This is a genomic window from Niastella sp. OAS944 (assembly GCA_024809215.1).
GTDB lineage: Bacteria > Bacteroidota > Bacteroidia > Chitinophagales > Chitinophagaceae > Niastella.
This window is the reverse complement of record JANUBW010000012.1, coordinates 266,451-290,630: the sequence shown is the minus strand read 5'-3', so window position 1 is coordinate 290,630 and position 24,180 is coordinate 266,451. Positions and strand designations below refer to the sequence as shown.

General features: G+C 43.2%; 16 protein-coding genes. 9 read left to right on the top strand and 7 right to left on the bottom strand.

The window, feature by feature from the left end:
• Positions 1-19 precede the first annotated feature (19 nt).
• From GGD38_RS33825 to GGD38_RS33795, 7 genes are all read right to left on the bottom strand, one after another.
• Entirely contained in the window at positions 20-1,045 is a 1,026-nt protein-coding gene (locus tag GGD38_RS33825; protein ID WP_375302533.1) for an NAD(P)-dependent alcohol dehydrogenase, read from the bottom strand.
• 88 nt (positions 1,046-1,133) lie between these two features.
• The gene (locus GGD38_RS33820; protein WP_375302532.1) at positions 1,134-2,000 is read right to left on the bottom strand and encodes an AraC family transcriptional regulator; all 867 of its coding nucleotides are present in this window, start codon (positions 1,998-2,000) and stop codon (positions 1,134-1,136) included.
• A 46-nt stretch (positions 2,001-2,046) separates the two neighbouring features.
• The gene (locus GGD38_RS33815; protein WP_375302531.1) at positions 2,047-2,904 is read right to left on the bottom strand and encodes an alpha/beta fold hydrolase; all 858 of its coding nucleotides are present in this window, start codon (positions 2,902-2,904) and stop codon (positions 2,047-2,049) included.
• 10 nt (positions 2,905-2,914) lie between these two features.
• Entirely contained in the window at positions 2,915-3,847 is a 933-nt protein-coding gene (locus GGD38_RS33810) for a helix-turn-helix domain-containing protein (RefSeq protein WP_375302530.1), read from the bottom strand.
• 170 nt (positions 3,848-4,017) lie between these two features.
• Entirely contained in the window at positions 4,018-4,869 is an 852-nt protein-coding gene (locus GGD38_RS33805; RefSeq protein WP_375302529.1) for an SDR family NAD(P)-dependent oxidoreductase, read from the bottom strand.
• 95 nt (positions 4,870-4,964) lie between these two features.
• Positions 4,965-5,651, bottom strand: coding sequence for a LytR/AlgR family response regulator transcription factor (locus GGD38_RS33800; RefSeq protein WP_375302528.1), 687 nt, complete (start codon positions 5,649-5,651; stop codon positions 4,965-4,967).
• A 171-nt stretch (positions 5,652-5,822) separates the two neighbouring features.
• On the bottom strand, positions 5,823-7,316 hold the full coding sequence (locus GGD38_RS33795; protein WP_375302527.1) for a sensor histidine kinase: 1,494 nt from the start codon (positions 7,314-7,316) through the stop codon (positions 5,823-5,825).
• Between the two features lie 147 nt (positions 7,317-7,463).
• Between GGD38_RS33795 and GGD38_RS33790 the strand changes: the two genes are divergently transcribed.
• The 9 genes from GGD38_RS33790 (at position 7,464) to GGD38_RS33750 (ending at position 23,835) form a co-directional block, all read left to right on the top strand.
• Positions 7,464-9,869, top strand: a complete 2,406-nt coding sequence (locus tag GGD38_RS33790) for an ABC transporter permease (protein ID WP_375302526.1) — start codon at positions 7,464-7,466, stop codon at positions 9,867-9,869.
• A gap of 144 nt (positions 9,870-10,013) precedes the next feature.
• The gene (locus tag GGD38_RS33785) at positions 10,014-12,380 is read left to right on the top strand and encodes an ABC transporter permease (protein WP_375302525.1); all 2,367 of its coding nucleotides are present in this window, start codon (positions 10,014-10,016) and stop codon (positions 12,378-12,380) included.
• Between the two features lie 257 nt (positions 12,381-12,637).
• Positions 12,638-13,981 (top strand): TolC family protein, encoded by a 1,344-nt coding sequence (locus GGD38_RS33780; RefSeq protein ID WP_375302524.1) that lies wholly within the window; start codon positions 12,638-12,640, stop codon positions 13,979-13,981.
• Between the two features lie 121 nt (positions 13,982-14,102).
• Positions 14,103-15,242 (top strand): efflux RND transporter periplasmic adaptor subunit, encoded by a 1,140-nt coding sequence (locus GGD38_RS33775; protein ID WP_375302523.1) that lies wholly within the window; start codon positions 14,103-14,105, stop codon positions 15,240-15,242.
• A gap of 34 nt (positions 15,243-15,276) precedes the next feature.
• Entirely contained in the window at positions 15,277-18,441 is a 3,165-nt protein-coding gene (locus GGD38_RS33770) for an efflux RND transporter permease subunit (protein WP_375302522.1), read from the top strand.
• A gap of 33 nt (positions 18,442-18,474) precedes the next feature.
• Complete coding sequence (locus GGD38_RS33765; RefSeq protein WP_375302521.1) at positions 18,475-19,017, top strand: ABC transporter substrate-binding protein; 543 nt, start codon at positions 18,475-18,477, stop codon at positions 19,015-19,017.
• 14 nt (positions 19,018-19,031) lie between these two features.
• A complete protein-coding gene (locus tag GGD38_RS33760; RefSeq protein ID WP_375302520.1) occupies positions 19,032-19,433 on the top strand; it encodes a hypothetical protein in 402 nt (133 codons plus the stop codon).
• On the top strand, positions 19,430-22,564 hold the full coding sequence (locus GGD38_RS33755) for an amidohydrolase family protein (RefSeq protein WP_375302519.1): 3,135 nt from the start codon (positions 19,430-19,432) through the stop codon (positions 22,562-22,564). The genes GGD38_RS33760 and GGD38_RS33755 overlap by 4 nt, the downstream gene beginning before the upstream one ends.
• Before the next feature lie 134 nt (positions 22,565-22,698).
• Positions 22,699-23,835, top strand: a complete 1,137-nt coding sequence (locus GGD38_RS33750; protein ID WP_375302518.1) for a ScyD/ScyE family protein — start codon at positions 22,699-22,701, stop codon at positions 23,833-23,835.
• Positions 23,836-24,180: the final 345 nt, after the last annotated feature.

Sequence of the window (24,180 nt, the reverse complement as noted above, 5' to 3'; positions counted from 1 at the left end):
CCGGTAGCCTTTAGTCTTCCTATGCAAAATCAGCATTCAATACAATGCGGTATCTTGCTTTTCCGGATTTAAGATGTTCCATAGCTTCGTTCACTTTACTCATTGGGAAATACTCAACCTGTGGGGCAATTTTATGTTGCGCTGCAAAGCGGAGCATTTGATCAGTTTGTGTACGGTTGCCAGCGGGCGAACCGGATACTGATTTTTTACCCATGATCAACGCCATGGCATGTACAGGTATTGGTTCCAGTACGGCGCCAACAACATGCAACCTGCCACCGTGTTTTAGTAAAGAAATAATACTATCCCAGTCGAGTTTAACGTTTGCCGTTACTACAATAAAATCAAGGCTTCCGGCCAGTTTTTTCAACTCAGCCGAGTCGGTGCTCAATGCGGTATGGGTAGCGCCAAATGAACGGGCTTCTTCAAACTTATCGCTGGTTGAAGTGAATGCGGTTACTTCACAACCCCATGCCTTTAAGAATTTTAGCGCCATATGACCTAAGCCGCCAATACCAAACACACCTACTTTATGCGTGGGTAATATATTACCATCGAGCAGTGGTGCAAATACGGTAATGCCTCCACACAATAAGGGGCCGGCAGCTGCTGCATCAAGGCCTTCGGGAATAGGTACGGCCCAAACCCAATGGCTGCGCACCTGTTGTGCAAAGGCGCCATGATTGCCAACGATGGTAGCTTTTCCGGCGTTGGTGCACATAGCGTACTCGCCGCGTAAACAATTATCGCAATGTAAACAGGCTGAGTTGCACCAGCCAACACCTACACGCTGACCAATCTTCAGTCCCTTGGTTTTTGCTATCTCGCCCATGGCAACTACTCTTCCAATGGCTTCGTGACCGGGCACAAAAGGATAACTGGTAATACCCCATTCATTGTTTAACATAGAAAGGTCAGAGTGACAAATACCACAATGTTCCACCTGAATATCTACTTCCTCGGGCCCCAATGGAGTGGGCTCGTATTTAAACGGTTCAAATTTTGCGCCGGCGGTGTGTGCCGCCCATGCATTTATCAATGCCATTACTTTTTGTTTGAATTGTAATTAAATAAAACAGACGGTACGAAGGTCGTACCGTCTGTTTTATTACACTTTACCTGTTGGCTCAGATTTAGTTACTATTTGGCTCATTTACCGATTGCCGTACAGCACTGGGCGTATAACCGAAATGTTCTTTAAAAATACGGGAGAAATGCGAAGGGTTTTCAAAGCCCACCATATAGCATACATCCAGCACAGAAAGATCGGTGTTTGCCAGCGCCTCCCTGGCTTTGTTCAATCGCTTTAAACGGATCCACTCCGATGGTGGCATATTGAAGATGTCGTTAAAGTCGCGTTTAAAACTTGCCAGGCTGCGGCCACTAAGGTAAGCAAGTTGTTCAATGGTAATAGGTGAGGCAAAATTGGCTTCAACTATTTCGGCCAGGTTTGCTTTCACCGGTTTCTTCATTTGTAATAACTGCTGTAAAAGATCTTTATCGGTAGCCGCTACATCGTACAATAATTCCAGCATTTTTATCTTTAGTAATCCTTCATCTACATTGGCAGGTTCGGTGAAATAAGGAATAATAGATTCAAAGAATTTTTGCATGCGTTCATTCACCGGCTTTACTGCCAGCGGCGCCGCTTCGGTGTCTGAAATATCTTTTATATTGGCAATGCGAATAAAATCCTGCAGGAATTCATCTTTCAAAAAGAACATCATGCTTTCGTAAGCGCCGGACTTATTATATTGTATCAGGGTGTTTTTCTTTAGCAACAGCATCGAGTTCTCTTTCATTGTGTAACTCTGTTTGCCATATGTTACAATATTCTGTCCCGCCACTACATAAAGGATCATATGCTCTTCAAGCAACATGGTGCCTTGCGACTGATGAAGAATGGAGCATGACTCTACTACTGAAAGACCGTTTATGGTTAACGACCTGTTGAAGCAGGGCGCATTTATCAGTTCTGATGGAACGCGGGAATATTTCATGATACTAAGGTAACAAATTGCCCTTTGAAGGTCTGTTCTTTTTAGCTCAATTAAATGTACTAATTAGCTCTATTACTTCATCGAAGTTGGTTTCCAGCAGCATATGACTGCCCTCCAGAATATACACCCGGGCATTGGGCAGGTCTCTTTTGTAACAATGAGCTTCAGCTACACTGAAATACGGATCGTATTTGCCCCAAATGATAAGGGCGGGAGGCTGGTGCGTACGGAAATACGCCTGATAAGCCGGGAACATAGTAAAGTGGTTGGTAAAATCGCAATTCAGTTCATACTGCATGTCGAGATTACCAGGTCGTTTCATAAGGGCCCAGTCGAGCATCCATGTTTCCGGACTTACTGTAGATAATAATTTTTCGGGCACGCCGGCATAATATTGACTCTTTGTTCCTTCTTCACTTAAGAATGCATATACTTTTGCCTTCTTTTCGGGGGTAGGGTTTTGCCAGTAATCTTTTATTTCATCCCATTGCGGGCCAATGCCTTCATCATAGGCATTGCCATTTTGTACAATTATTCCTGCTATTTTCTCAGGGTGTTTTACACAAAGCTGCAGACCAATAGGTGCGCCGTAATCGTGAAGATAAATGGTGAATGATCGCAGGTTAATGGCGTCTGTAAACTTGTTTATGTAAGTTGAGATATTGCCGAAGGTATATTCAAAGTTTTCTTTGTTGGGAAAAGCACTGAAGCCAAAGCCGGGATAGTCGGGAGCTACCAAATGAAATTTGTGCGATAAAGCAATCATCAAATTCCTGAACATAACCGATGAGGTAGGGAAGCCGTGCAAAAGCAGGATGGAAGGGTTGTTGCTCTTTCCTGCTTCCCGATAAAAAATATCGATACCGTCAATATTGATCGTTTTGTTAAGAATTTGCCGGCTCATATGGTGCTGTTTAATTAAATGATCTTCTGAATTCCAGGGGCGAAAGATTTGTTTTTGATTTGAATAGTTTGCTGAACGATTGCGGATGTTCGAAGCCCAGGGTGTAAGCCACTTCGCTTACCGATAAATTGGTGGTTGACAATATTTCTTTCGCTTTTTCAATAAGTTTTATATGTATATACTGTTGTGCATTTTGCCCCGTTTGCGATCGTAGCATATCGCTTAAATAACTTGGTGAAAGGTTTACATGCTCTGCAAGAAATTGTACGGTGGGCAGTCCCTGTTGTAAGGAAGTATCACTGTTAAAATAATTGTTTAACAGATCATCCAGTTGTTGTAGTATATCGCTGTTCACCGCTTTGCGGGTAATGAACTGGCGTTTGTAAAAACGATTGGCGAAGTTTAACAGCAGCTCAATTTGCGCAATAACTATATCCTGGCTAAAATCATCTATCCGGCTGCTTAGTTCATGCTCTATCATTTGAAAAATAGAAATGATGGTAGCTTCTTCTTCTTCAGAAAGATACAGTGTTTCATTAGCTGTATAGGAGAAAAAGCCATACTGTTTTATCTTTTTCGCCAACGGGTGGTTCCACAAAAAATCAGGATGCATCAGCAGAGTGTAACGGGAACATTGGACTGCGCTGTTACCGGCATCGTCGTTGTTACCAATTACCTGGTTGGGCGAAGCGAATAGCAAACCGCCTTCGTCGAAATCATAATAACTTTGACCATACCTTAATTTGCTGCTGGATTTTGCTTTATACGACATTTTGTAAAAGCCCAGCACATGGGAGTAGGGCGGCGCCTGATGTGCAACCACCGGGTTGTTTACATGGTTTATAATGCTTATTAACGGGTGCTGTGGCTTGGGTAAGCTAAAGAACCTGTGTGCGTCTGATATAGAGTCGAATTTATAATGAGTGATCTCTTCTTTTTTCATAATGAAAATTTGTAGGATGACCTGTAAGGTCCATCATATGAGCTTGCGTATTTATTAAGTTTAGTTGGACCTGACAGGTCGCGCTTTAACCGAAAAGACCTGTCAGGATCGCATCTGCCAACTGCCTGTGCAACACCCGATGGCGAACCTTACAGGTCTTACCCATTCAATTACCCTTGCGCAGCAACAGACACCTCATTCCATGCCTCCCAGGTTGCCAATCGTTCTCTATAGGCTTCACGAACACTGGGCAGGTTATGGCTGCCAAGGAAGAACCGTAATGGCGGTTGTTCTGCGTCAACCACTTTGAAAAGCGCCTCGGGGGTTGCATTGGGGTTACCTCTTTCAAGGTTTCTTAAACCGCTTACAAACTGAGCTTTAAAATCAGTATAAATGTCGAGACCTTGTGAAAACTTCAATGACTCAGGGCTGCCAAACTCTGTTGCATAAGCGCCTGGTTCAATGATGGTTACTTTAATGCCCATGGCTTTCACTTCTGCAGCCAGGCTTTCGTGTATTGATTCAAATGCCCATTTTGAGGAGCAATAATAACCTATCACCGGGTAGGTTACATGGCCAAGATTGCTTGAAACACCTATAATATGACCACCACCTTGTTTGCGCAACAGGGGCAGGGCCGCCTGTATTACCGCAATGGGACCAAAAATATTTGTTTCATAAAGGGCCCGTACCTCATCGGCATTGGCTTCCTCAATTGTGCCAACAAGTGAATAACCCGCATTGTTTAGAATAATATCGAGTTTTCCGAAATGAGTATGCGCCTGCTCAAGGGCCGCCTTTACCTGTTGGGGTTTTGTTACGTCAAGTTCGAGGGTAAGCACATTTTCGCCATATTGCTCTTTAAGATCGGCTATGCTTGCCAGCTTGCGGGCGGTAGCCGCCACTTTATCGCCACGTTTAAGTGCGGCTTCTGTCCAAACCCGGCCAAATCCGCGCGAAGAACCTGTAATGAACCAGGTTTTGGGAACTCTTGTAACTGAAGTATCCTTTTGATGTACCATATTCTTTTGTTTTAAATTTTGGTAATTCAAAGGTCTTCCCTTGCGTAAAGGCTATTGTAGTCAAACTCAGGATAGTTGTAGCCAAAATGAGGAGCTCAGCGCTGTGTAAGGCTGTCGAGCAGGGGCGCATAGGCCGACGCTACAGGCAGGGTGATCTCATTGCAATACACTTTGCTTTTTTCAAACCTGTTAATATGCCGTCGCGATACAATATAAGAACGGTGAATACGAATAAAATCTGGCGCAGGCAGCAATGCTTCTGTTTCGGCCATCGTTAACCTGGATAGCAGTTTACCATCTTTCAACATAAACGAAACATAGTTGCCCGCGCTCTGTACAAAAAGGATGTCTTCCATGGCTACCCTTACCTGCTCGGGACCTGTTTTAATAAAAATGAATTTTTCAGCTGATGAGGCGGCATTTCGCAGATCAAATAATCCTTTGGCCTTTTGGCATGCTTTCAAAAACCGTTCGGCCGAAAAAGGCTTCAACAGGTAGTCGATGGCATCCAATTCAAAACCTTGCACAGCATGCTCGCTATAAGCAGTGGTAAAGATGGTCAAAGGCCGTTGGTGCAAACCCTGTAACAATTCCAGTCCTGAAATATCAGGCATTTGTATGTCAAGAAAAAGCAGGTCGGTATTGCCTTCCCGTAACCAGGAAACTGCTTCGTTGGGGTTAGTGAAAACAGCTTCCAGTTGTACAAATGGAATGGTGCGGCAATGTTGTTGTATGATCTGCAGAGCCACGGGCTCATCATCGAGGGCAATGGTCTTAAGCATGTATTAAAACTATAAAACTTTGTCGAGCTGAGCGTAAATTTTTCCACGGCTAGCCGGTCATTTGTTGTACCTGAAATTTTACAGGTTTGGGCAAAGGATGCCAGGGCCGCCAGGGAAAGGCAGAGTAGAATAATGTTTTTCATGACTATACTTTAAAGCGTTTGTTACATGTTAATCGGTTAACTGAATATGCAGGTGTACGGTGAAAGCCGTATCGTCTTCCTGTATTTGTAAAGTGTATTTATCGGGGTAGGTTAGTTGTAAACGTTCTTTTACATTTTGCAGGCCAACACCTGAGTGCTGGGGCATTCCCTCCTGTATTCTTTTCGGGTGCAGGCTATTCACTACATCGAGGTAAATGCCTTTATTATCGCAATAGAAATTTATTTTTATAAAGGATGGTGCGGTCAATCTTATGCCATGTTTATAAGCATTTTCAATAAAGGGCACCAATAGCATGGGAGCAATCAGGTGGTTGTATGAACAGCTGTAAATATCCGTTTCAATAGAAATATCTTTTGACGTAACAATCCGCAGCTGTTGTAATGCAATGTAATTGTTCAGGTATTCGAGCTCCCGCTTTAAGGGTATTTGGCGGCGATTGTTTTCGTGTAGCATAAAACGCATCATATCGCCCAACCGCTGTACACCTTCTGCCGTTCGGCTGGCATTTTCCTGCAGCGCTGTTCCGTATAAAGTGTTCAGTGTATTGAAAAGGAAATGCGGATTGATCTGTGAACGCAGGAATGCCAGGTCGGCCGTTGTATTGCCCAGGTCTTTTTGCAGTTGTAGCAGTACGCCCAGCTTATCTTTTTGTTGAAGATATACCAGCCACGATAAAGGTATGGCCAGCGATGTTACAAAAAACGTAAGCAGGGCAAATGGCTCAAAATGCCGCGGTTTGCTTAAGATGATAAAAGTTATAACGGAAATAACGGTTAAGATGATCGGCGGGGTGAGTAAAATGTACCAGAACCGCCCTAAGGATAATCGCATTTTTTCGCGGTACGGAAACAGGCCATATACATTGATAAAGATGATAATAATAACCGGCAGCAGTATAAACAAATATAGAATGCCTATTCTATCATTAAACACCTGGAAAATATATGCTGAGTAGAGTATGCCGAAATAGATAAAAGCGGTTGCAGCCGCTTTGTTACACAACATAATGCGAAATGAACGCCTGGGATGCTCCTGGTTGGTCCATTGTATAGCTATTTCACGTACACAGCAGTACAACAGGTAAACTACTACCATTAAACTAGCTTTACCCAGCGCCCGCTGACCGAGCCTTTGCCATATGAGCTCTGAAGGGAGGGTCGCCGTTAAATAAAATCCTTTATAAAAAAAAGCGATGGTAAATGCCAAACATAACACCAGCCAACAAATGACGGCTGCCACCGGCAGGGCAATAAATTGCTTTTTTGTATACAGGTATTGGGGAAGCAGCCAGATGTTTATAGCTATCAGCAATGCCAGGGGCAGCACATGAGTGAGTAGAAAAGGGATCAGGGTATGGAAGAAGAACGAGTACTCAATTTCATGTCGCTCAAATAACAGTATCTGCACTTTGGTGCCTGTAAAAGGGGTATTACTGGCAAGCAGCAGTAAAAAAATGGCAATCGCAAAAAAGAGTTCGTATTGTTTCCACCTAATGGGCATGGGTAATTATTGTTTATGCAATAATAACACGGGTTTGGGAAGCGGTAAAACGGGTGTGATGAAAAAGGGTATTTATGTGACGAATTTTAAGTAGTTTATGGAAAATTAGGTCAACCGCATCTAACAACATTTAACTAATCGCCTGCCATGATCGGAAATTACTTTAAAACAGCCTACAGAAGCCTTAAAAAGAATAAAGGCATTAGCTTTCTCAATATTTCAGGCCTAACCATTGGCGTGGCCGTGTGCCTGCTGATCATTTTTTACGTGATAGATGAAACCAGTTACGACCGGTATAATATTAATGGAAAAAATATATACCGGGTAAATACCGATACAAAATTCAATGGAAGCGCATCCTCCAGCGCTACGGCGGCGCCCAAAGTTGCTGAAGCTATGCGGCTCAATTTTCCGGAGATCGCAAATACTGTAAGGCTGCTGCCCGATGAAGATGTACGATTCAAAAAAGGCGATGAGTTGGTGTTGGAGAAAAAAGTGTTCTATTGCGATCCGTCGGTCTTTGATGTTTTTACCCTAAACATGCTCGAAGGCGATGCCAGATCTGCCCTTACAGAACCTAATTCGGTTGTTATTACGGAGCGGATGGCATTAAAGTATTTCAATACAACACATGCGGTAGGTAAAACCATTGAAAAAGCAGAAGACGGTAATGCCGTTACTAACTATAAGGTAACAGGTATTATTGAAAACCTGCCGGCCCAATCTCATTTTGATGTTGATTTTTTGCAATCAATGGTGGGTTTGCGCATCAGTACCAATGAGAACTTCACTGCTTTTTTCCCATTCTCTACTTACCTTTTATTAAAGCCGAATGCAGATCATAAGAGGCTTGAGGCCAAATTTCCGGCTTTTCTAAAGAAACATATCGACTTCATTGACGACCTGGAAAAAAAGGGTGACTATATAAAACTAAATCTCACCCCCTTGTATGATATTCATTTGCAGTCGAACCGGTTGAACGAACTGGGGGCTAACGGCAATATACAATACATCTACATTTATTCGGGTGTGGCCCTGTTCATTTTATTACTGGCCTGTATAAATTTCATGAACCTTTCAACCGCGCACTCGTCTACCCGGGCAAAAGAAGTAGGCATAAGGAAAGTTTTAGGCTCACCCCGCAAAGGGCTCATTTTGCAATTTATTTCAGAATCGATGCTCATTAGCTTTTTTGCCACCCTGGCGGCGGTACTGCTGGCATGGGCGTTGCTGCCTTTGTTCAACCGAATATCGGGCAAAAGCCTTGGCATTACCTTAAACACTTTTGCATGGCTGTTACCATCCATAGCAGGTATTACGCTTATAATTGGATTGCTGGCCGGATCGTACCCCGCATTTTTTCTTTCGGCCTTTAAACCGGTTAAAGTGCTCAAAGGCGAAACCCCGGCCGCACATAAAGGTAACGGGCTGCGTAGTTTACTGGTAGTATTCCAGTTCTCCATTTCCATTTTACTTATCATTAGCACACTGATCATATACAACCAACTGAATTATATGCAGCACAAAAGCCTTGGCTTCAACCGAAAGCAGGTGCTGTTGGTAAAGCATATGAATGCACTGAATAAGCAGGCAAATATTTTTAAACAGGAGGTGTTGCGTTTACCGGGCGTGTCGGGCGCCACGTTAAGCTCATTTGTGCCAACGGGTCACAGAAGATGGGCTAATTATGTTACAGCCAATAACAATATGCATCAAACGGAGTTTTGGCCGGTTGATGAAGATTATTTGCGCACCATGAATATGGCACTTGATAAAGGACGTGATTTTAACCCGGCGCTTTCATCCGATTCGTCGGCTATTATTATCAACGAAACCGCCGCCCGGTCAATGGGTTTCACCGATCCTATTGATAAAACAATTGCCTATGGGAACAATCAAAAACAATATCATATTATAGGGGTTGTAAAAGATTTTAATTTCAATTCCCTTAGGGATAATGTAACACCTGTTGTGCTCACTATGACAACCGCATTTGAGCGAAAAAAGCAGGGCGACCGGCCCGATGTGCTGGCCATAAAAGTGGGTAATGAAAAATTGCCGGTGCTGATGGGCATAATTGAAAAGAAATGGAAATCTTTATCAAATAACCAGGAGTTTGATTACTCCTTTATGGATGAAGATTTCGACAATCTTTACCACGCTGAACAACGCACGGGCAGGATATCATTATTGTTTACAACCCTTGCCATCTTTATTGCCTGTTTAGGCTTGTTTGGGCTTGCGGCTTTTACTGCCGAACAGCGTACCAGGGAAATAGGCATCAGAAAAGTGTTGGGCGCCAATGTGCCCAATCTTGTTGCCTTACTCTCCATGAATTTTCTTAAACTGGTGTTTGTTGCATTTATTGTGGCCGCACCAATGGCCTGGCTGTTTATGGAAAAATGGTTACAGGGTTTTGCCTACCGTCAAAACATTTCGTGGTGGGTATTTATTGTTGCCTTACTGGGGGCTTTAATAATTGCCATGCTTACGATAAGTTCTCAATTTATAAAAGCGGCAGTAGTAAATCCCGTGAAGAGCTTAAGAAGCTAGCCGGGTTTGTATTAAAGAAGAATAAAATAGCAGATCCGTACACTGTAGTGTTCGTTTTCGAACAGTTTGTATGCCTGGAAGTATGCAAACGTCAGTATCTTAACGCATTTTAGGATTGGCATATCCATTGATCCATACTGTCTTATGTTTAAAAATAATAATTTTAAGATCGCTTTCCGGAACCTTCGCCGGAATAAAGCATTTTCAATTATTAATATAAGCGGGCTTGCCATTGGTATGGCCAGCGCCATACTCATTTTACTTTGGGTGCAAAACGAAATGAGCCATGACCGGTTTCACACAAAAGTTGATCGTTTATACCAGGTATGGTCAAATGATAAAATAAACGGAACTATACGATCGCTCACTTATACGCCAGAGATCATGGCGCCTGCCCTTAAAACAGATTATCCCGAAATAGAAGAAGTTACCCGGGTACGGTACACCAGGAACTTACTGGTGGTGAATAACGATAAGAAATTATTATCAACAGGCGCTGTTGTTGATCCCGGCTTTCTTACCATGTTTAGCTTTCCATTACTGGCGGGGAACAGTAAAACCGTTTTCAATGACCCATACTCGATCATTCTTACCCGAAAACTTGCCAAAAAATTATTTGGTGATGCCAACCCGGTTGGTAAGATCGTACAGATGGGCAATACAGAAAGCTTTACCGTGTCGGGCATCTTAAAAGACCTGCCCAATAATACGCAGTTTGATTATATAGAATATCTTCTTGGGTACGACCTGCAAACGCAGCAGGGCAATATTGATAAAGACTGGACCAATATTTCGATCTCAACTTTTGTTTTACTGAAACCTAACAGCAAGGCTGAACAGCTTAACGGTAAATTAAAAACGATCATTCCCGCGCATACCAATGGCGCTCAAAAAACCGAAGAGTTTGTATACCCCCTAAGTAAATTGTGGTTGTATTCTAATTTTGAGAACGGCAAGGCTATTGGTGGTCGAATAGAAAGGGTAAAAACATTCAGCATTATTGCCGTATTTATTTTGGTTATAGCCTGTATCAATTTCATGAACCTTTCTACAGCAAGAAGCGAAAAAAGAGCTAAGGAAGTAGGGGTGCGAAAAGTAATAGGCGCAGGAAAACGGTCATTGATCATGCAATTTTTTACCGAATCTGTGCTTATGGCATTTATTGCCGGCATAATTGCATTGGTTATTGTACAACTCGCACTGCCTGCATTTAATCGTCTTGTACAAAAAGAACTGGTCCTTGATTATGCAAATATTTATTTCTGGCTGGCAGGTATTGCATTTGTCTTATTTACGGGTATCCTTGCCGGTAGTTATCCGGCCTTCTTTTTATCGGCTTTTAAACCTGTAACAGTTTTAAAAGGCACCTTCAAAAAAGTAAATGCATTGGTAACGCCAAGAAAAGTATTGGTGGTGATACAATTCACTTTTTCGGTTGTACTTATTATTTGCACCATTGTAGTTGCACAACAGGTAAAGTTTGCGCAAAACAGGAGTGCCGGGTACAACCGGCACCAGCTCCTTCACGTTTATCTGAACGATGAAATGAAAAGGAATTATAACCTCATCAGGAATGAACTCTTAAACACCGGCGTGGCTTCCTCCATATCCGCCGTTCAGTCGCCGCTGTCGCAAAACTGGAGCTCTGGCATTGGGTTAAACTGGGCGGGTAAAGACCCCAATGCGGTAATACAAATTAACCGCTTTACCGAAGACGGTGATCTTGTAAAAACTGCAGGTTTGCAATTAATAGCAGGGCGCGACATAGATGTGAAAAAATATCCTACAGACTCCACTGCCTGTATTATCAATGAATCGGCGCTGAAGTTAATGGGTTTTAAAGATCCTGTTGGGCAGATCATTTACGATGATCCCGTTAGCTGGCATGTGGTTGGGGTTATCAAAGATTTTGTGCAGGAGTCGCCATATGAACCTGTTAAACCATTGATCATCCGGGGCCCAAAAGAGTGGGTAAGCACCATGCTGGTTAAATTAAACAGCAGCAACCCTGTAGCAGATAACCTGGCGAAGATGGAACAGGTTTTAAAAAAGTATGATCCGGTGTATCCGATAGAATATGCTTTTGCAGACGACGAATATGCTCACAAATTTGCCGATGAACAATTGACCGGAACACTCGCTTCGCTCTTTTCGGTGCTAACGATCTTTATTTCCTGTCTTGGTTTGTTTGGTCTTTCAACTTATATGGCTGAAAATCGCTTAAAAGAAATTGGGGTGCGTAAGGTACTGGGTGCTTCCGTTATAAATATTACTTCATTATTGGGGGGCGATTTTGTAAAGCTGGTTATAGTAGCCATCGTGATCGCTTCACCGCTTGCCTGGTTTGCCATGCATAACTGGTTACAGGGATATAATTACCGGGTAGCTATTAGCTGGGCAACATTTCTTATTGCGGGTTTACTTGCGATAAGCATAGCTTTGGTAACAATAAGTTTTCAATCAATAAAAGCAGCCATCGCCAACCCGGTAAAGAGTTTAAGAACGGAGTGATAAGGACGTGTGCTCCATTCATTTTTATAGGTAAAACTGACCTATATTCCCACCAGTGCCCTTCTGCAGGGTAAATATGTAAGGATTTATTAATTTACTTTAGTAATTTTAATCTGTTGTTAATGACTGAATGACAACTTTTGTCCTGCCCGTTTGTCAATAACCAATAATTTTACCGACCGATTTTACTCCTGCCCGCCGTTTTTATTCCTGCCCAAACTTTAGCCGTTATTTGATCATCTTTTATTATTCAATCTATGAAAGGTGTTTTTACTCTACTGCTGTTGCTGATACTGTACCCTTTGTTATTGTACCCGCAGGCTGTTACCGATAGCTCGCTGAAGGAAGCGACCCTGTCCAATTGTATCCGGTATGGGTTAGAACATCAGCCTGTAATTCGGGCTTCGATGATCGATGAGGAGATCACCGAAACTACTATTAAGAACAAACTGGCCGACTGGTACCCGCAACTAAATATAACGGCCAACTTTCAGCATTACCTTAAAATGCCGGTTTCTATTTTCCCCGACTTTACCGATCCAAACGCACCCAAACGTGAAGTACAAACCGGGGTCCACAACTTATCGACGCCCCAGCTTATATTAACACAAACCATTTTTAATCGCGATGTATTGCTGGCAAGCCGAACGGCACGCGATGTTCGCCTGCAGGCCCGTCAAACTACAGCCGCTACCAAAATAGATGTTGCTGCCGCTATTTCAAAAGCATTTTACGATGTGCTGCTTACCCAGCAACAAATAAAAGTGTTGGGAGAAACCATTACCCGCCTCGACAGAAGTTTGAAAGATGCTTATTATCAATACCAGAGTGGGGTGGCAGATAAGATCGATTATAAAAGGGCTACTATTTCTTTGAACAATGCAAAGGCCGATCACAAGGCGGCCCAGGAATTGCTGGCTGCACGGTATGCCTACCTGAAGCAGCAAATGGGATATCCGGTTGAACAGCCATTGCTGTTATCATTCGATACTACCCATATGGAAGGTGAGATCGCATTTGACACGTTACAAAAAATACAATACGATAGCCGGATAGAATTTCAGCAACTGCAAACCCGGCAAAGACTGCTGCAGGCCAATGTGAAATACAACCAGTGGAGTTATATTCCCACCCTTTCGGCATTTGGTTATTATAATATCGTTTATCAGAATGATGAGTTTGGCAAATTGTATGATCATTCATTCCCCAATTCATATATAGGCCTGCAATTTGCATGGCCGCTTTTTCAGGGCGGCAAACGAACGTGGAATATAAGGCAGGCGAACCTGCAATTAAAGCGAAGTGACTTGGAGCTGGCCGATCTTAAAAATAACATCAACACCCAGTACAGCCAGGCAATGGCCACTTATAAAAGTAACCTCAGTGATTTTTATGCGCAGAAGGAAAATCTTGAGATGGCCAGTGATGTATATAACACCCTGCAATTGCAATACAAATCGGGTGTTAAAACTTATCTGGAAGTTATTATTGCTGAAACCGATTTGCACACTACCCAACTGAATTATTACAATTCATTATACCAGGTACTATCAAGTAAAATAGATATTGAAAAAGCACTCGGGACCCTGAAAACTAATTAGCTAATGGGCTAATTAGCTAATTAAAAATGCAGAACTGCTGAGTAAGCAGAACTGCCGAATTATAGCGGAGTACTGAAATATAAAGCATTATCACATTAGCAAATTATCAAATTAGCACATTATGAATTCTCAGCTTTCATGGGCAATAATTATTATCAGTGCCGCTTTGTTTTTGCCGGCGTGTAAAGATGATAAAGCCAGTACCCAACCCGCTGCGCCACCACCTGTTGCTGTAAATGTATATACGGTAGCCAAAGGCAAGGCTGCCTATTACGATCAGTATCCGGCAACGGTAACAGCGCTGAACCAGGTTGACCTGCGGCCACAGGTGAATGGATATCTTACCGGTATATTTTTTAAAGATGGCAGCCGGGTAAAAAAAGGCCAGAAATTATATGCTATAGACAGGCAGCAGTATATGGCTAATTACCAGCAGGCACAGGCCAGTTTACAGGTTCAGGAAACCAATTTAATGAAAGCGCAAAAAGACGCCGACCGTTATCATGAATTGGAAAAGCACGACGCCATTGCCAAACAACAGGTTGATTATGCCGATGCCGCTCTTGAAGCTGCAAAAAAACAGGTAACCGCTGCCAAAGCCAATGTGGAAAGTGTTCAAACCGGTTTACGTTACACCACTATATATGCCCCCTTCGATGGTACTATTGGTATTTCACAAGCCAAACTGGGTACCGCAGTTTCGGCAGGGCAAACATTACTTAATACCATTTCTTCCGATGACCCCATGGCTGTTGACCTGGCCATAGATCAAAAAGACCTTTACCGGTTTACGCAACTGCAAAAGAAAAATGCCAATGCAAAAGATTCTACATTCAGGCTTATACTGCCAGGCCAGGAAACATATCCTTTCCCCGGCCAGATCTATTTAATTGACCGGGCTGTTGACCCGCAAACAGGTACTATAAAAGCCCGGCTGGTTTTCTCCAATAAACAAAACAACCTCAAAGCCGGCATGACTGCCAATGTACAGGTGTTGAACAATGCGAATACCGAAAAATTACTGATACCACAAAAAGCCGTTGTAGAGCAAATGGGTGAATACTTTGTATACACTACCGATGGCAAGGCGGCCCATCAAAAAAAGGTAAACCTGGGTGCTAAAATAGGCAGCCATATTGTGGTGAATGATGGACTGAACGAAGGCGAACAGATCATTACCGATGGCCTGCAAAAGTTAAAGGAAGGGTCGCCGGTGCAGATTGGCCAGGCAACACCAACGCCACCTACCGCAGCGAAATAATATAGAGTATTGAACACTTTCAAGAAGCTACAATATGATCGCTAATACATTTATTAAACGACCGGTAACAGCTATCGTGATTTCTATTGTGATCGTAATGACAGGTTTGCTGGCGATGAGTGATTTACCAGTAGCGCAATATCCAAACATTACACCGCCGGTGGTGCAGGTGACCGGGGCTTTCACCGGCGCCGATGCCCAAACGGTTGAACAAACCACAACTACTGCGGTGGAAACGCAAATAAATGGTACGCCGGGTATGGCTTTTTTGCAAAGCAACAGTACCAGTGACGGCCGCACCACTATGAACGTAACTTTTGAAGTAGGTACTAACGTTGATATTGCTGCGCTCGATGTACAAAACAGGGTAAGCGTGGCCACGCCCGCATTGCCCGATGATGTTAAAAGGCTTGGACTTACAGTTCGTAAACGTAACCCCAGTATCTTAATGCTGGTGGCTATGTTTTCACCAAAAGGAACACACGCAGTTTCTTTCCTCGATAATTTTACCAATATATATGTAAAAGACGCTTTACTGCGCGTTAAAGGCGTTGGTGACGTATTTACCCGTGCAGATGATTTTAGTATGCGCGTTTGGCTGCAGGCCGATAAGCTGGCGCAATTAGGTATTACCGCCAATGAAGTAGTTGCCGCCCTGCAGGAGCAGAACCTGCAGGTGGCTGCCGGTTCGGTAGGCGCACCACCGCAACGTTCGGTGCAGGCCTTTGAATATACCGTGTTCACTAACAGCCGGCTAAATTCGGCCGAGCAGTTTAAAAGTATTATTGTACGTTCAAACCCACAAAACGGTTCTATTGTTTACCTGCGGGATGTTGCCCGGGTAGAGCTGGGTAAATTCAATTATTCAAACAATTCTTATGTAGATGGTCTTAGGGCCTCGTACCTGCTTGTTTACCAGGCGCCCGGTAGTAATGCGCTGGAAACCGCACAGGGTGTGTATGATGTAATGGCGAGGTTAAAGAAATCTTTTCCTTCAGATGTGGATTATGTTATTCCATTTGAAGCAGTTTCAGTTGTAAAAGTTTCTATTCATGAAGTGGTTGAAACCCTGCTGGAGGCATTGGCGCTGGTGGTGCTGGTGGTATTCCTGTTTTTACAAAACTGGCGGGCTACGTTGATCCCGGTACTGGCTATTCCGGTTAGTATCATTGGTACTTTTATATTTTTTATTCCCCTCGGTTTTACTATCAATACGCTTACCCTGTTTGGGTTTGTGCTGGCAATTGGTATTGTGGTTGACGATGCCATTGTGGTAGTGGAAGCGGTACAGCATTATATGGATACGCAAAAGATGTCGGCCCACGAAGCAACCAAACATGCCATGGGCGATATATCGGGACCTGTTGTTGCCATAGCGCTTATTCTTGCTTCGGTATTTATTCCTGTGGGTTTTATACCGGGCATTGTAGGCCGGCTGTACCAGCAATTTGCCATAACCATTGCCATTTCGGTATTGATCTCGGCCTTTGTTGCGTTGTCGCTTACACCGGCATTATGTACACTGCTGTTAAAACCAAGCCATATTAATAAAGATGCAAGGGGGCTTAACCGGCTCTTCTTTAAATTTAATGAATGGTTTGCGCGTACAACAGCATCATATGGCCGTGGGGTGAAACGGTTTATTGGCGGTGCACGCTATGTGGTTATCTTTCTGCTGTGTCTTTTAATAGGCACCTTCCTGCTGTTTAAAGGTAAACCAACCGGTTTTATTCCAACAGAAGATGAAGGCCGGGTATACATTACTTACGAACTGCCCGAAGCATCTTCCACCACCCGCAGTATTGAAGTATTGAACACCATTCAAAATACATTAAAGAGCATGCCGGCTGTGGCGCACTATGCAGCATTGGGTGGATTGAATGTGGTTACCTTTTCAACCAAATCGAACGCAGGTACGGTATTTACACAATTAAAACCCTGGGACGAAAGAAAAGATGCACGCCTGCAGATAAACGGCGTTATTGCAGAAATACAAAAGAAATTATCTGCCATCAAAGATGCGAATATTGTTGTTATTCCACCGCCGCCCATACCGGGGTTAGGACAAACCGCCGGTTTTACCTTTGAGCTACAGCAACGCGAAAGCACCGATGATCTTAAAGCTTTTGAGCGGGTGGTGCAGAATTTTGTAATGGAAGCCAATAAACGGCCGGAGATAAACCGGGCATTTTCATTCTTTACAGCGCGAACACCCGGTTACAAGGTTGATGTAGACCGTGAGCAATGCAAAAAGCTGGGCGTTTCGATAGCCGATGTTTTTGGCACCATGCAAACGTACCTGGGTAGCCGTTATGTAAATGATTTCAATATTTATGGAAGGAACTTTAGGGTGGTTGCCCAGGCCGATACAAGTTTTCGTGGCGATATAAGTGAGCTGCAAAGATATTATGTGCGCAATACGGCCGGGAATATGATACCGCTAAGTGCTGTTACTACCTACACTACAACCGAAAGTGCACCGTTGGTGCAGCACTATAACCTGTTCAGGAGTGCCGAAATAAACGGCGGATCAAAAGAAGGTTATAGTAGTGGTGAAGCGCTTACTGCTTTACAGGAGGTTGCCGATAAAGTTTTACCTACCGGTTATGGATACGAATTTTCGGGCTTAAGCCGGGAAGAAGTGAATGCCGGTTCAAAAACAGTGTACATCTTCGCATTGTCTGTGGCGTTTGTGTTTCTGTTTCTTGCGGCGTTGTATGAAAGCTGGTCGGTGCCTTTTTCGGTATTGCTGGCGGTACCTATTGGCGCCTTCGGGGCCATACTTACCCTTACATTTATAAAAACACTTTCTAATAACGTATATGCCCAGGTAGGACTGATCACCCTCATTGGTTTGGCAGCGAAGAATGCCATTCTGATAGTGGAATTTGCCAAAGAACGTGTAGATCGCGGCCAGGAGCTGCTTGCCTCTACACTGGAAGCGGTTAAGCTGCGTTTACGGCCCATCCTTATGACGTCGCTGGCATTTATACTGGGTGTACTGCCATTGGTTTTTGCCAGTGGGGCAGGGGCTAATGCACGTAAAACCATTGGTTGGACGGTTTTTGGCGGTATGCTATCGGCTACCGTATTATCGATCTTTATAGTACCGGTATTATTTGTCATTATTACCCGTTTTTCATACGGTAAACGAAAACTGGATGAGTTGCGGAAGAAGGAGGCTAAGTTATCTGAATAGTTATTCTATATTTAGGTATAAAATTGTAAACCGATGGTCCTTGCCAAATATTTCCTGCTCCTGGTATTTTTACAGGCTATACAACCGCCCAAAGACATTCTGGTAACAGTAAAGACCATGGTACAAAGTATAAAGAACGGCCATGATGCAGAGGCATTGAAGCAAATTGATATCGCCAGTATGTCGGCCTTTTTGTTGGAAGATTATACCGGACCGTCAACAAACCAGCAGCAGGCTGAATTTGCCAGCCTCTTAAGCTCATATGTTTCGAAATATATCTTCTCAAAACTCCATGATAATTTTAAACAAGCCGTTTCTATTGATTATGGTGCTCCTGAAATAAATAAGGATGCAGCGGGCTTGTTGTCTACATTCAAAATTGATAATCCCTTAAAAAAGCAGGAAGTTAAATTGAAGTATTCCCTGATAAAGACCAAAAAGGGCTGGAAAGTAACAGACTTCACTTTTGCCGGCGACCGCCCGGTGCTGGCCAATCTTCGTGATGACAAGATAAGGCCATTATTAAAAGCAGGCGGCCTTAGCAATGTAATAAACGAAATGCGGAAGGAGCAATAGTTTTTTGGAAATATATGTTTAGACTGAATAATTTACTAAAACAGCTTGTACCTGTTATTTTAACTGCGCTTGTTTTGAGCTGTAAAAATAAGTATGAAAAAGCGGTAACAGGTAATTATGAGGTTTATGAATATAAAAATAAGGATACGGCATCCGCTTCGCCTTTATTAGTGGGTTCTAAACTAACATTGAATGAGGATAATACATTTCTATTCGTAATCGATAAAAAACAGTTGAATGGTAAGTGGAATGCGGGGGATGATGGCGATAGAACATGGATAAGGTTTGAATTTAACTCAATAACATCTGATGGTGTTATTGGCGGCGATTCGTTTAATATTATAGAAATAGTGAACCCGCAGGATTTTGGATGTCCTTCTTTAGAATCTTTATCTTATAAAAGACTAATTGAATGAAATATACAGTAACACTACTGTGTTTAACCGTTTTCCTTTTGAATTTCACTTTTGTTGCAACGGCGCAATTACCAATAACACCAATTAGAACAGTTAGCTTTCATACAAATGAATCAAGCTACACAGATGTTGATGTGTCGCCTGATGGAAAGACGCTGCTGGTAAGCTTTTGGGGACAGCTATACAGTTTGCCCGTTACAGGAGGAACTGCAAAACAACTTACACACGGGCTGGCGATGGTCAATTGCCCGGTTTGGTCGCCCGATGGAAAGTTAATAGCATATGTAAGCGATGAGTCAGGATTTATACGCACCCATGTTCGGGACCTTTCGGGTACGTTTCATAAAGTATTCGGGGAAAATGAACCGCAGAACTGGGTTATGAACCCCATTTGGCTGCCCAACGGTAAACAGGTGGCCGTGCAGCCGGCAATGTACACGCTTTCAGGTGACAGTTCATTGCTGTCAGATGATATAAAATATGTACTCGGGTTCTCCGCCGATAGTAGATATATGTATTATATAGGGGAGATGCCTGGAGATGTTTCTGCAGTCATCCGGTGTGATCGATTCTCGGGGGCCAATACCACATTAATGAATTTACACCGGCCATATACACAATATACCAACGCCCGAATTTCTCCCGATCTGCAATGGTTCACATTTATGGTAAGAAAGCAGTCAGGCTTATACGATAGCTTGATGACAGTTGATGTGGCCAGTGGTAAAGAAAAATTACTTCTAGCAATAAAGAACCCTTTTGTTCCAACCTGGTTATGGCGCGAACAGCATTATTCCATTACAAAGGATTCGCGGTATTTATTTATTGGTTATGGCGGAAAGATCCACCGTATAGAGATCAAAACCGGGCGAGACCAGGTTATTCCTTTTACAGCTTCGGCAAATATAGAAATGGGGCCGCTTAACTACAATACTTTCCCCGTTTCGTTGGATTCGCTAAAAATAAAATACATCCGTTCGGTTCAGAAAAGTCCTGATGGTAAACGTTTGATATTTTCCGCTTTGAGTAAAATTTATACAATGGACCTGCCAAACGGAATACCGAAGCCATTGATAGATCAGGCGGTCAATCAGTTCTGGCCTGCCTGGTCGCCCGACGGGAAATGGATAACGTATGTAACCTGGGACGATAAGGAAGGCGGGCATTTATGGCGTATATCTGTTCAGGATATGATCCCCGAACAACTTACTTCGGTTGCGGCACTGTATATGCATCCTGCCTGGTCGCCCGATGGAAAAAGGATAGTTGTGGCAAAAGGAAGGAACAGACTGGCGTTCCGTGATCATCCTGGTGATGGACAGATGGTGGTTGTATCTATCGCGGACAAAAAGGTACAGGTAATAGCAGATACCGTTCCGCTTTGGAATAACCCCGCTTTTTCAAGTGACGGTAAACATATTGTATATACGCCAAAGGAGGCAAGAGGGGAGGAAAAGATCTGGCCGGAGCTTGTTTCCTATGATCCGGAGAACAACAAAACAACTGATATAGTAAGGTCAAGAAATGTAGAAGAGAAATTCTGGCCCCTTCAACAGGTTGTTTTGTCGCCGGATGAAAGATATGTGGTTTTTTCGTTTAACCAGGACCTGTATTTGAGTGCAATGAACAATGCCGGTGTTGATACGCCGCGGGTAATTTTCGATTATGTAAATCCTTTTCCTGTTATCAGGTTTGCACGCGGCGCCACTGACCCGGTTTGGGATACGAACGGAAAAACGGTGAACTGGGTAGCAGTTGATCGTTACTGTAGTATTGATGCTGATAAAATAATAAATGCGGCAAAAACGCTGAAACCGAATGCTGTTTTAAAAGAATTGCCCGATACAAAGATCATCGATGTAAACATAGCTCCAGACCAGCTAATAACGATCGATTTGAATGCACCGCGTGCGTACGGTAAAGGAATGATCGCATTAAAAAATGTAAAGATCATCACCATGCAGGGAAATAAAGTGATCTCAGCCGGTACGTTGTTGATCAAAGACGGAAGAATTATTCGCGTAGGGGCATCTTCAAATATTACAATTCCGGCCGAAGCGGAGGTGTTTGACCTCAGCGGCCAAACAATTATACCCGGCTTTATTGATACGCACAATCATATGTTTGAGGCGGTGCCACCAGATGTATTCCTGCAACAATCGTGGCAGCGTCTTTTAACGCTTTCTTATGGTGTTACTACAATTCGTGATCCATCGGGCAGCTTTGATACATTTGGTTATGGTGAACTGGTAGAAACAGGGCAAATGATGGGGCCCCGGTTGTTCACTGTAGGACAAAAAGCGTGGCGTTATAGTCGCATAACAAGTGCTTTCGAAGGAGAGGTTGTAGTAGAAAAACGCGCTGCCATGGGCGCAACCGTTATTAAGCAATATTCAAATAAGTCGAGGTTAGAAAGGCAGTTGCTGCTGATGGCCTGCCGCAAGGCCAAAGTGAATATGACCAATGAGGTGGAAAAGGATCCGATGTATGCCCTTGGTATGATCAAAGACGGCAGTACCGGTGTTGAACATAATCCTATTTGGGGTGAAGTGTATGATGATGTAATTAATATGGTTGCTAAATCGGGATCATATCTTACGCCAACGTTGCAGGTTTGCTATGGTAGGGAAGAAGGCAAAAAGTATTTTAGAAAATTATATGGACAGGATTATTTGAACAGGAGCTCAGGCTTTATGTCGGGAGGCTTTAAAAAACAACTTGTAAGCCATATAAATGCAACCAGCCTCGACTCCGGTTTTTTATATCAGTCGAGAATAAATGCCAGGATCAAACATGCCGGTGGTAAAATAATTATGGGCAGTCATGGTGAAGACCCGGGCGTTGGTGCGCATTGGGAGGTGTGGGCGTTGCAGATGGGTGGGTTAACGAATTTGGAAGCATTGCAAACGGCCACCATTACCGCGGCAGAAGCGTTGGGAATGCAAAAAGACCTGGGTTCAATTGAAGTGGGCAAAATTGCAGACCTCATCATTCTCCATAAAGATCCTTTAGTTGATATTCACAATACAACCTCCATTAAATATGTGATGAAAGCAGGTGTGTTGTATGAAAGTGAAACATTGAATACCGTGTGGCCTGAAAAGAAGGAACGGCCGGCGAGTTGGCGGTAAATATTTTTTCAACAATTGGCTGTATTTTTGTGCGAGATATTACAACCACTTCGTTTCCCCCCGAAAATATTTTAATTATCCTTCCCGAAAGCTAATAACGCTGCTTTTCTTCACTTAAAATAAAGGAGGCGTTTATGGCAAAAAGAGGATTTTTACAATCAGGTTATGTCCTTATTGTTGTTCTTTCTTTTCTATCATGCCGTAAGGATATTGATAAGATCTGTAATTGCGACCAGGATGACATGGTGGCAACAGTTTCTGTATTCGCTACAGGATTAAACAATCCCCGGGGATTGACCTTTGGTCCTGATGGAAACCTGTATGTGGCCGAAGGTGGTATTGGCGGTACCAACTCAACGGCCGGACAATGCACCCAGGTAATTCCGGATGTAGGGCCGTATACAGGCAGCAATACGGGTGCGCGGATCTTGAAAGTAGACTGGGCAGGAACTGTTACCACGGTGGCCGATAACTTACCATCGAGTCAGACGGCTGTTACATTAGGCTCACTGATAAGTGGTGTTGGCGATGTGGCCTTCGTTGGAAAAACCTTATACGCAGTGCTTGCAGGTGCAGGCTGTTCGCATGGAGTGACTGGTATACCCAATGGCGTCATAAAAGTTAAAAGCGATAAAACCTGGAAAATGGTTGCTGATCTCAGCAGCTGGCAAATGAGTCATCCTGTAGCTGCCCCGGAGGAAGATGATTTTGAACCGGATGGCACCTGGTACGGAATGGTAGCCGTAGGTGACAACCTTTATGCCGTTGAACCCAATCACGGTGAGATAGTGAAAGTAAATGGGGATGGCAATATCAATCGCTTCATCGATATTTCAGCGAGCGAAGGACACAACGTACCAACAGCGATTGCTTACCATAGAGGAAATTTCTATATCGGCAATCTTGATGTTTTTCCAATTACGGGAAAGTCCAATGTGTATAAGGTTACGCCTTCTGGTAACATTAGTGTTGTTGATACCGGCTTTAGCACCATAGTAGGTATTGCTTTTGACAAATGGGGTGGAATGTATGTGCTTGAAAATACTACCGGCAATCTCTTCCCTACACCCGGCACGGGCGATATAATCAGGATCGACGCTTCGGGTGAACGACGCACTTTGGTTACCGGTTTGAATCTGCCTACCGCAATTGAATATGGTCCAGATGGTAATTTATATGTTTCTAACTGGGGTTTCGGTTCACCTGCAGTGGGTGGTGGTGAGATACTTAAAATTAAGATCGATTGTGAGAGAAAAAGTATGTGGAAATAATATATGAGAGGTAATTATACATTTTTATAAAGGCGTTCGCATTGAACGCCTTTATCATTTCAAATATCTTTTACCAACTCATTATTTGACATACCCAACTAAGTATTTGACTTCACAAGTTAGTTTTTGACCTCCCCAACTCAGTAATAGCCTCCCCCAACTCATTATTTGACTTATCCAACTCAGTATTTGACTTCACAAGTTAGTTTTTGACCTCACCAATTCAGGTAATAGCCTTAGCCAACCCGGTATTTGACATTTCTAATCGAGGATTTGACTAAACCAACTCAGTTTTTCATTAAACAAGTTTGGTCATAGTTATTACCCGATTGGATGAAGCTGTTA

Coding starts and splice junctions, on each gene's coding strand:
- GGD38_RS33825 (WP_375302533.1), bottom strand. CDS start 1,045: ATGGCATTGATAAATGCATGGGCGGCACACACCGCCGGCGCAAAATTT.
- GGD38_RS33820 (WP_375302532.1), bottom strand. CDS start 2,000: ATGAAATATTCCCGCGTTCCATCAGAACTGATAAATGCGCCCTGCTTC.
- GGD38_RS33815 (WP_375302531.1), bottom strand. CDS start 2,904: ATGAGCCGGCAAATTCTTAACAAAACGATCAATATTGACGGTATCGAT.
- GGD38_RS33810 (WP_375302530.1), bottom strand. CDS start 3,847: ATGAAAAAAGAAGAGATCACTCATTATAAATTCGACTCTATATCAGAC.
- GGD38_RS33805 (WP_375302529.1), bottom strand. CDS start 4,869: ATGGTACATCAAAAGGATACTTCAGTTACAAGAGTTCCCAAAACCTGG.
- GGD38_RS33800 (WP_375302528.1), bottom strand. CDS start 5,651: ATGCTTAAGACCATTGCCCTCGATGATGAGCCCGTGGCTCTGCAGATC.
- GGD38_RS33795 (WP_375302527.1), bottom strand. CDS start 7,316: ATGCCCATTAGGTGGAAACAATACGAACTCTTTTTTGCGATTGCCATT.
- GGD38_RS33790 (WP_375302526.1), top strand. CDS start 7,464: ATGATCGGAAATTACTTTAAAACAGCCTACAGAAGCCTTAAAAAGAAT.
- GGD38_RS33785 (WP_375302525.1), top strand. CDS start 10,014: ATGTTTAAAAATAATAATTTTAAGATCGCTTTCCGGAACCTTCGCCGG.
- GGD38_RS33780 (WP_375302524.1), top strand. CDS start 12,638: ATGAAAGGTGTTTTTACTCTACTGCTGTTGCTGATACTGTACCCTTTG.
- GGD38_RS33775 (WP_375302523.1), top strand. CDS start 14,103: ATGAATTCTCAGCTTTCATGGGCAATAATTATTATCAGTGCCGCTTTG.
- GGD38_RS33770 (WP_375302522.1), top strand. CDS start 15,277: ATGATCGCTAATACATTTATTAAACGACCGGTAACAGCTATCGTGATT.
- GGD38_RS33765 (WP_375302521.1), top strand. CDS start 18,475: ATGGTCCTTGCCAAATATTTCCTGCTCCTGGTATTTTTACAGGCTATA.
- GGD38_RS33760 (WP_375302520.1), top strand. CDS start 19,032: ATGTTTAGACTGAATAATTTACTAAAACAGCTTGTACCTGTTATTTTA.
- GGD38_RS33755 (WP_375302519.1), top strand. CDS start 19,430: ATGAAATATACAGTAACACTACTGTGTTTAACCGTTTTCCTTTTGAAT.
- GGD38_RS33750 (WP_375302518.1), top strand. CDS start 22,699: ATGGCAAAAAGAGGATTTTTACAATCAGGTTATGTCCTTATTGTTGTT.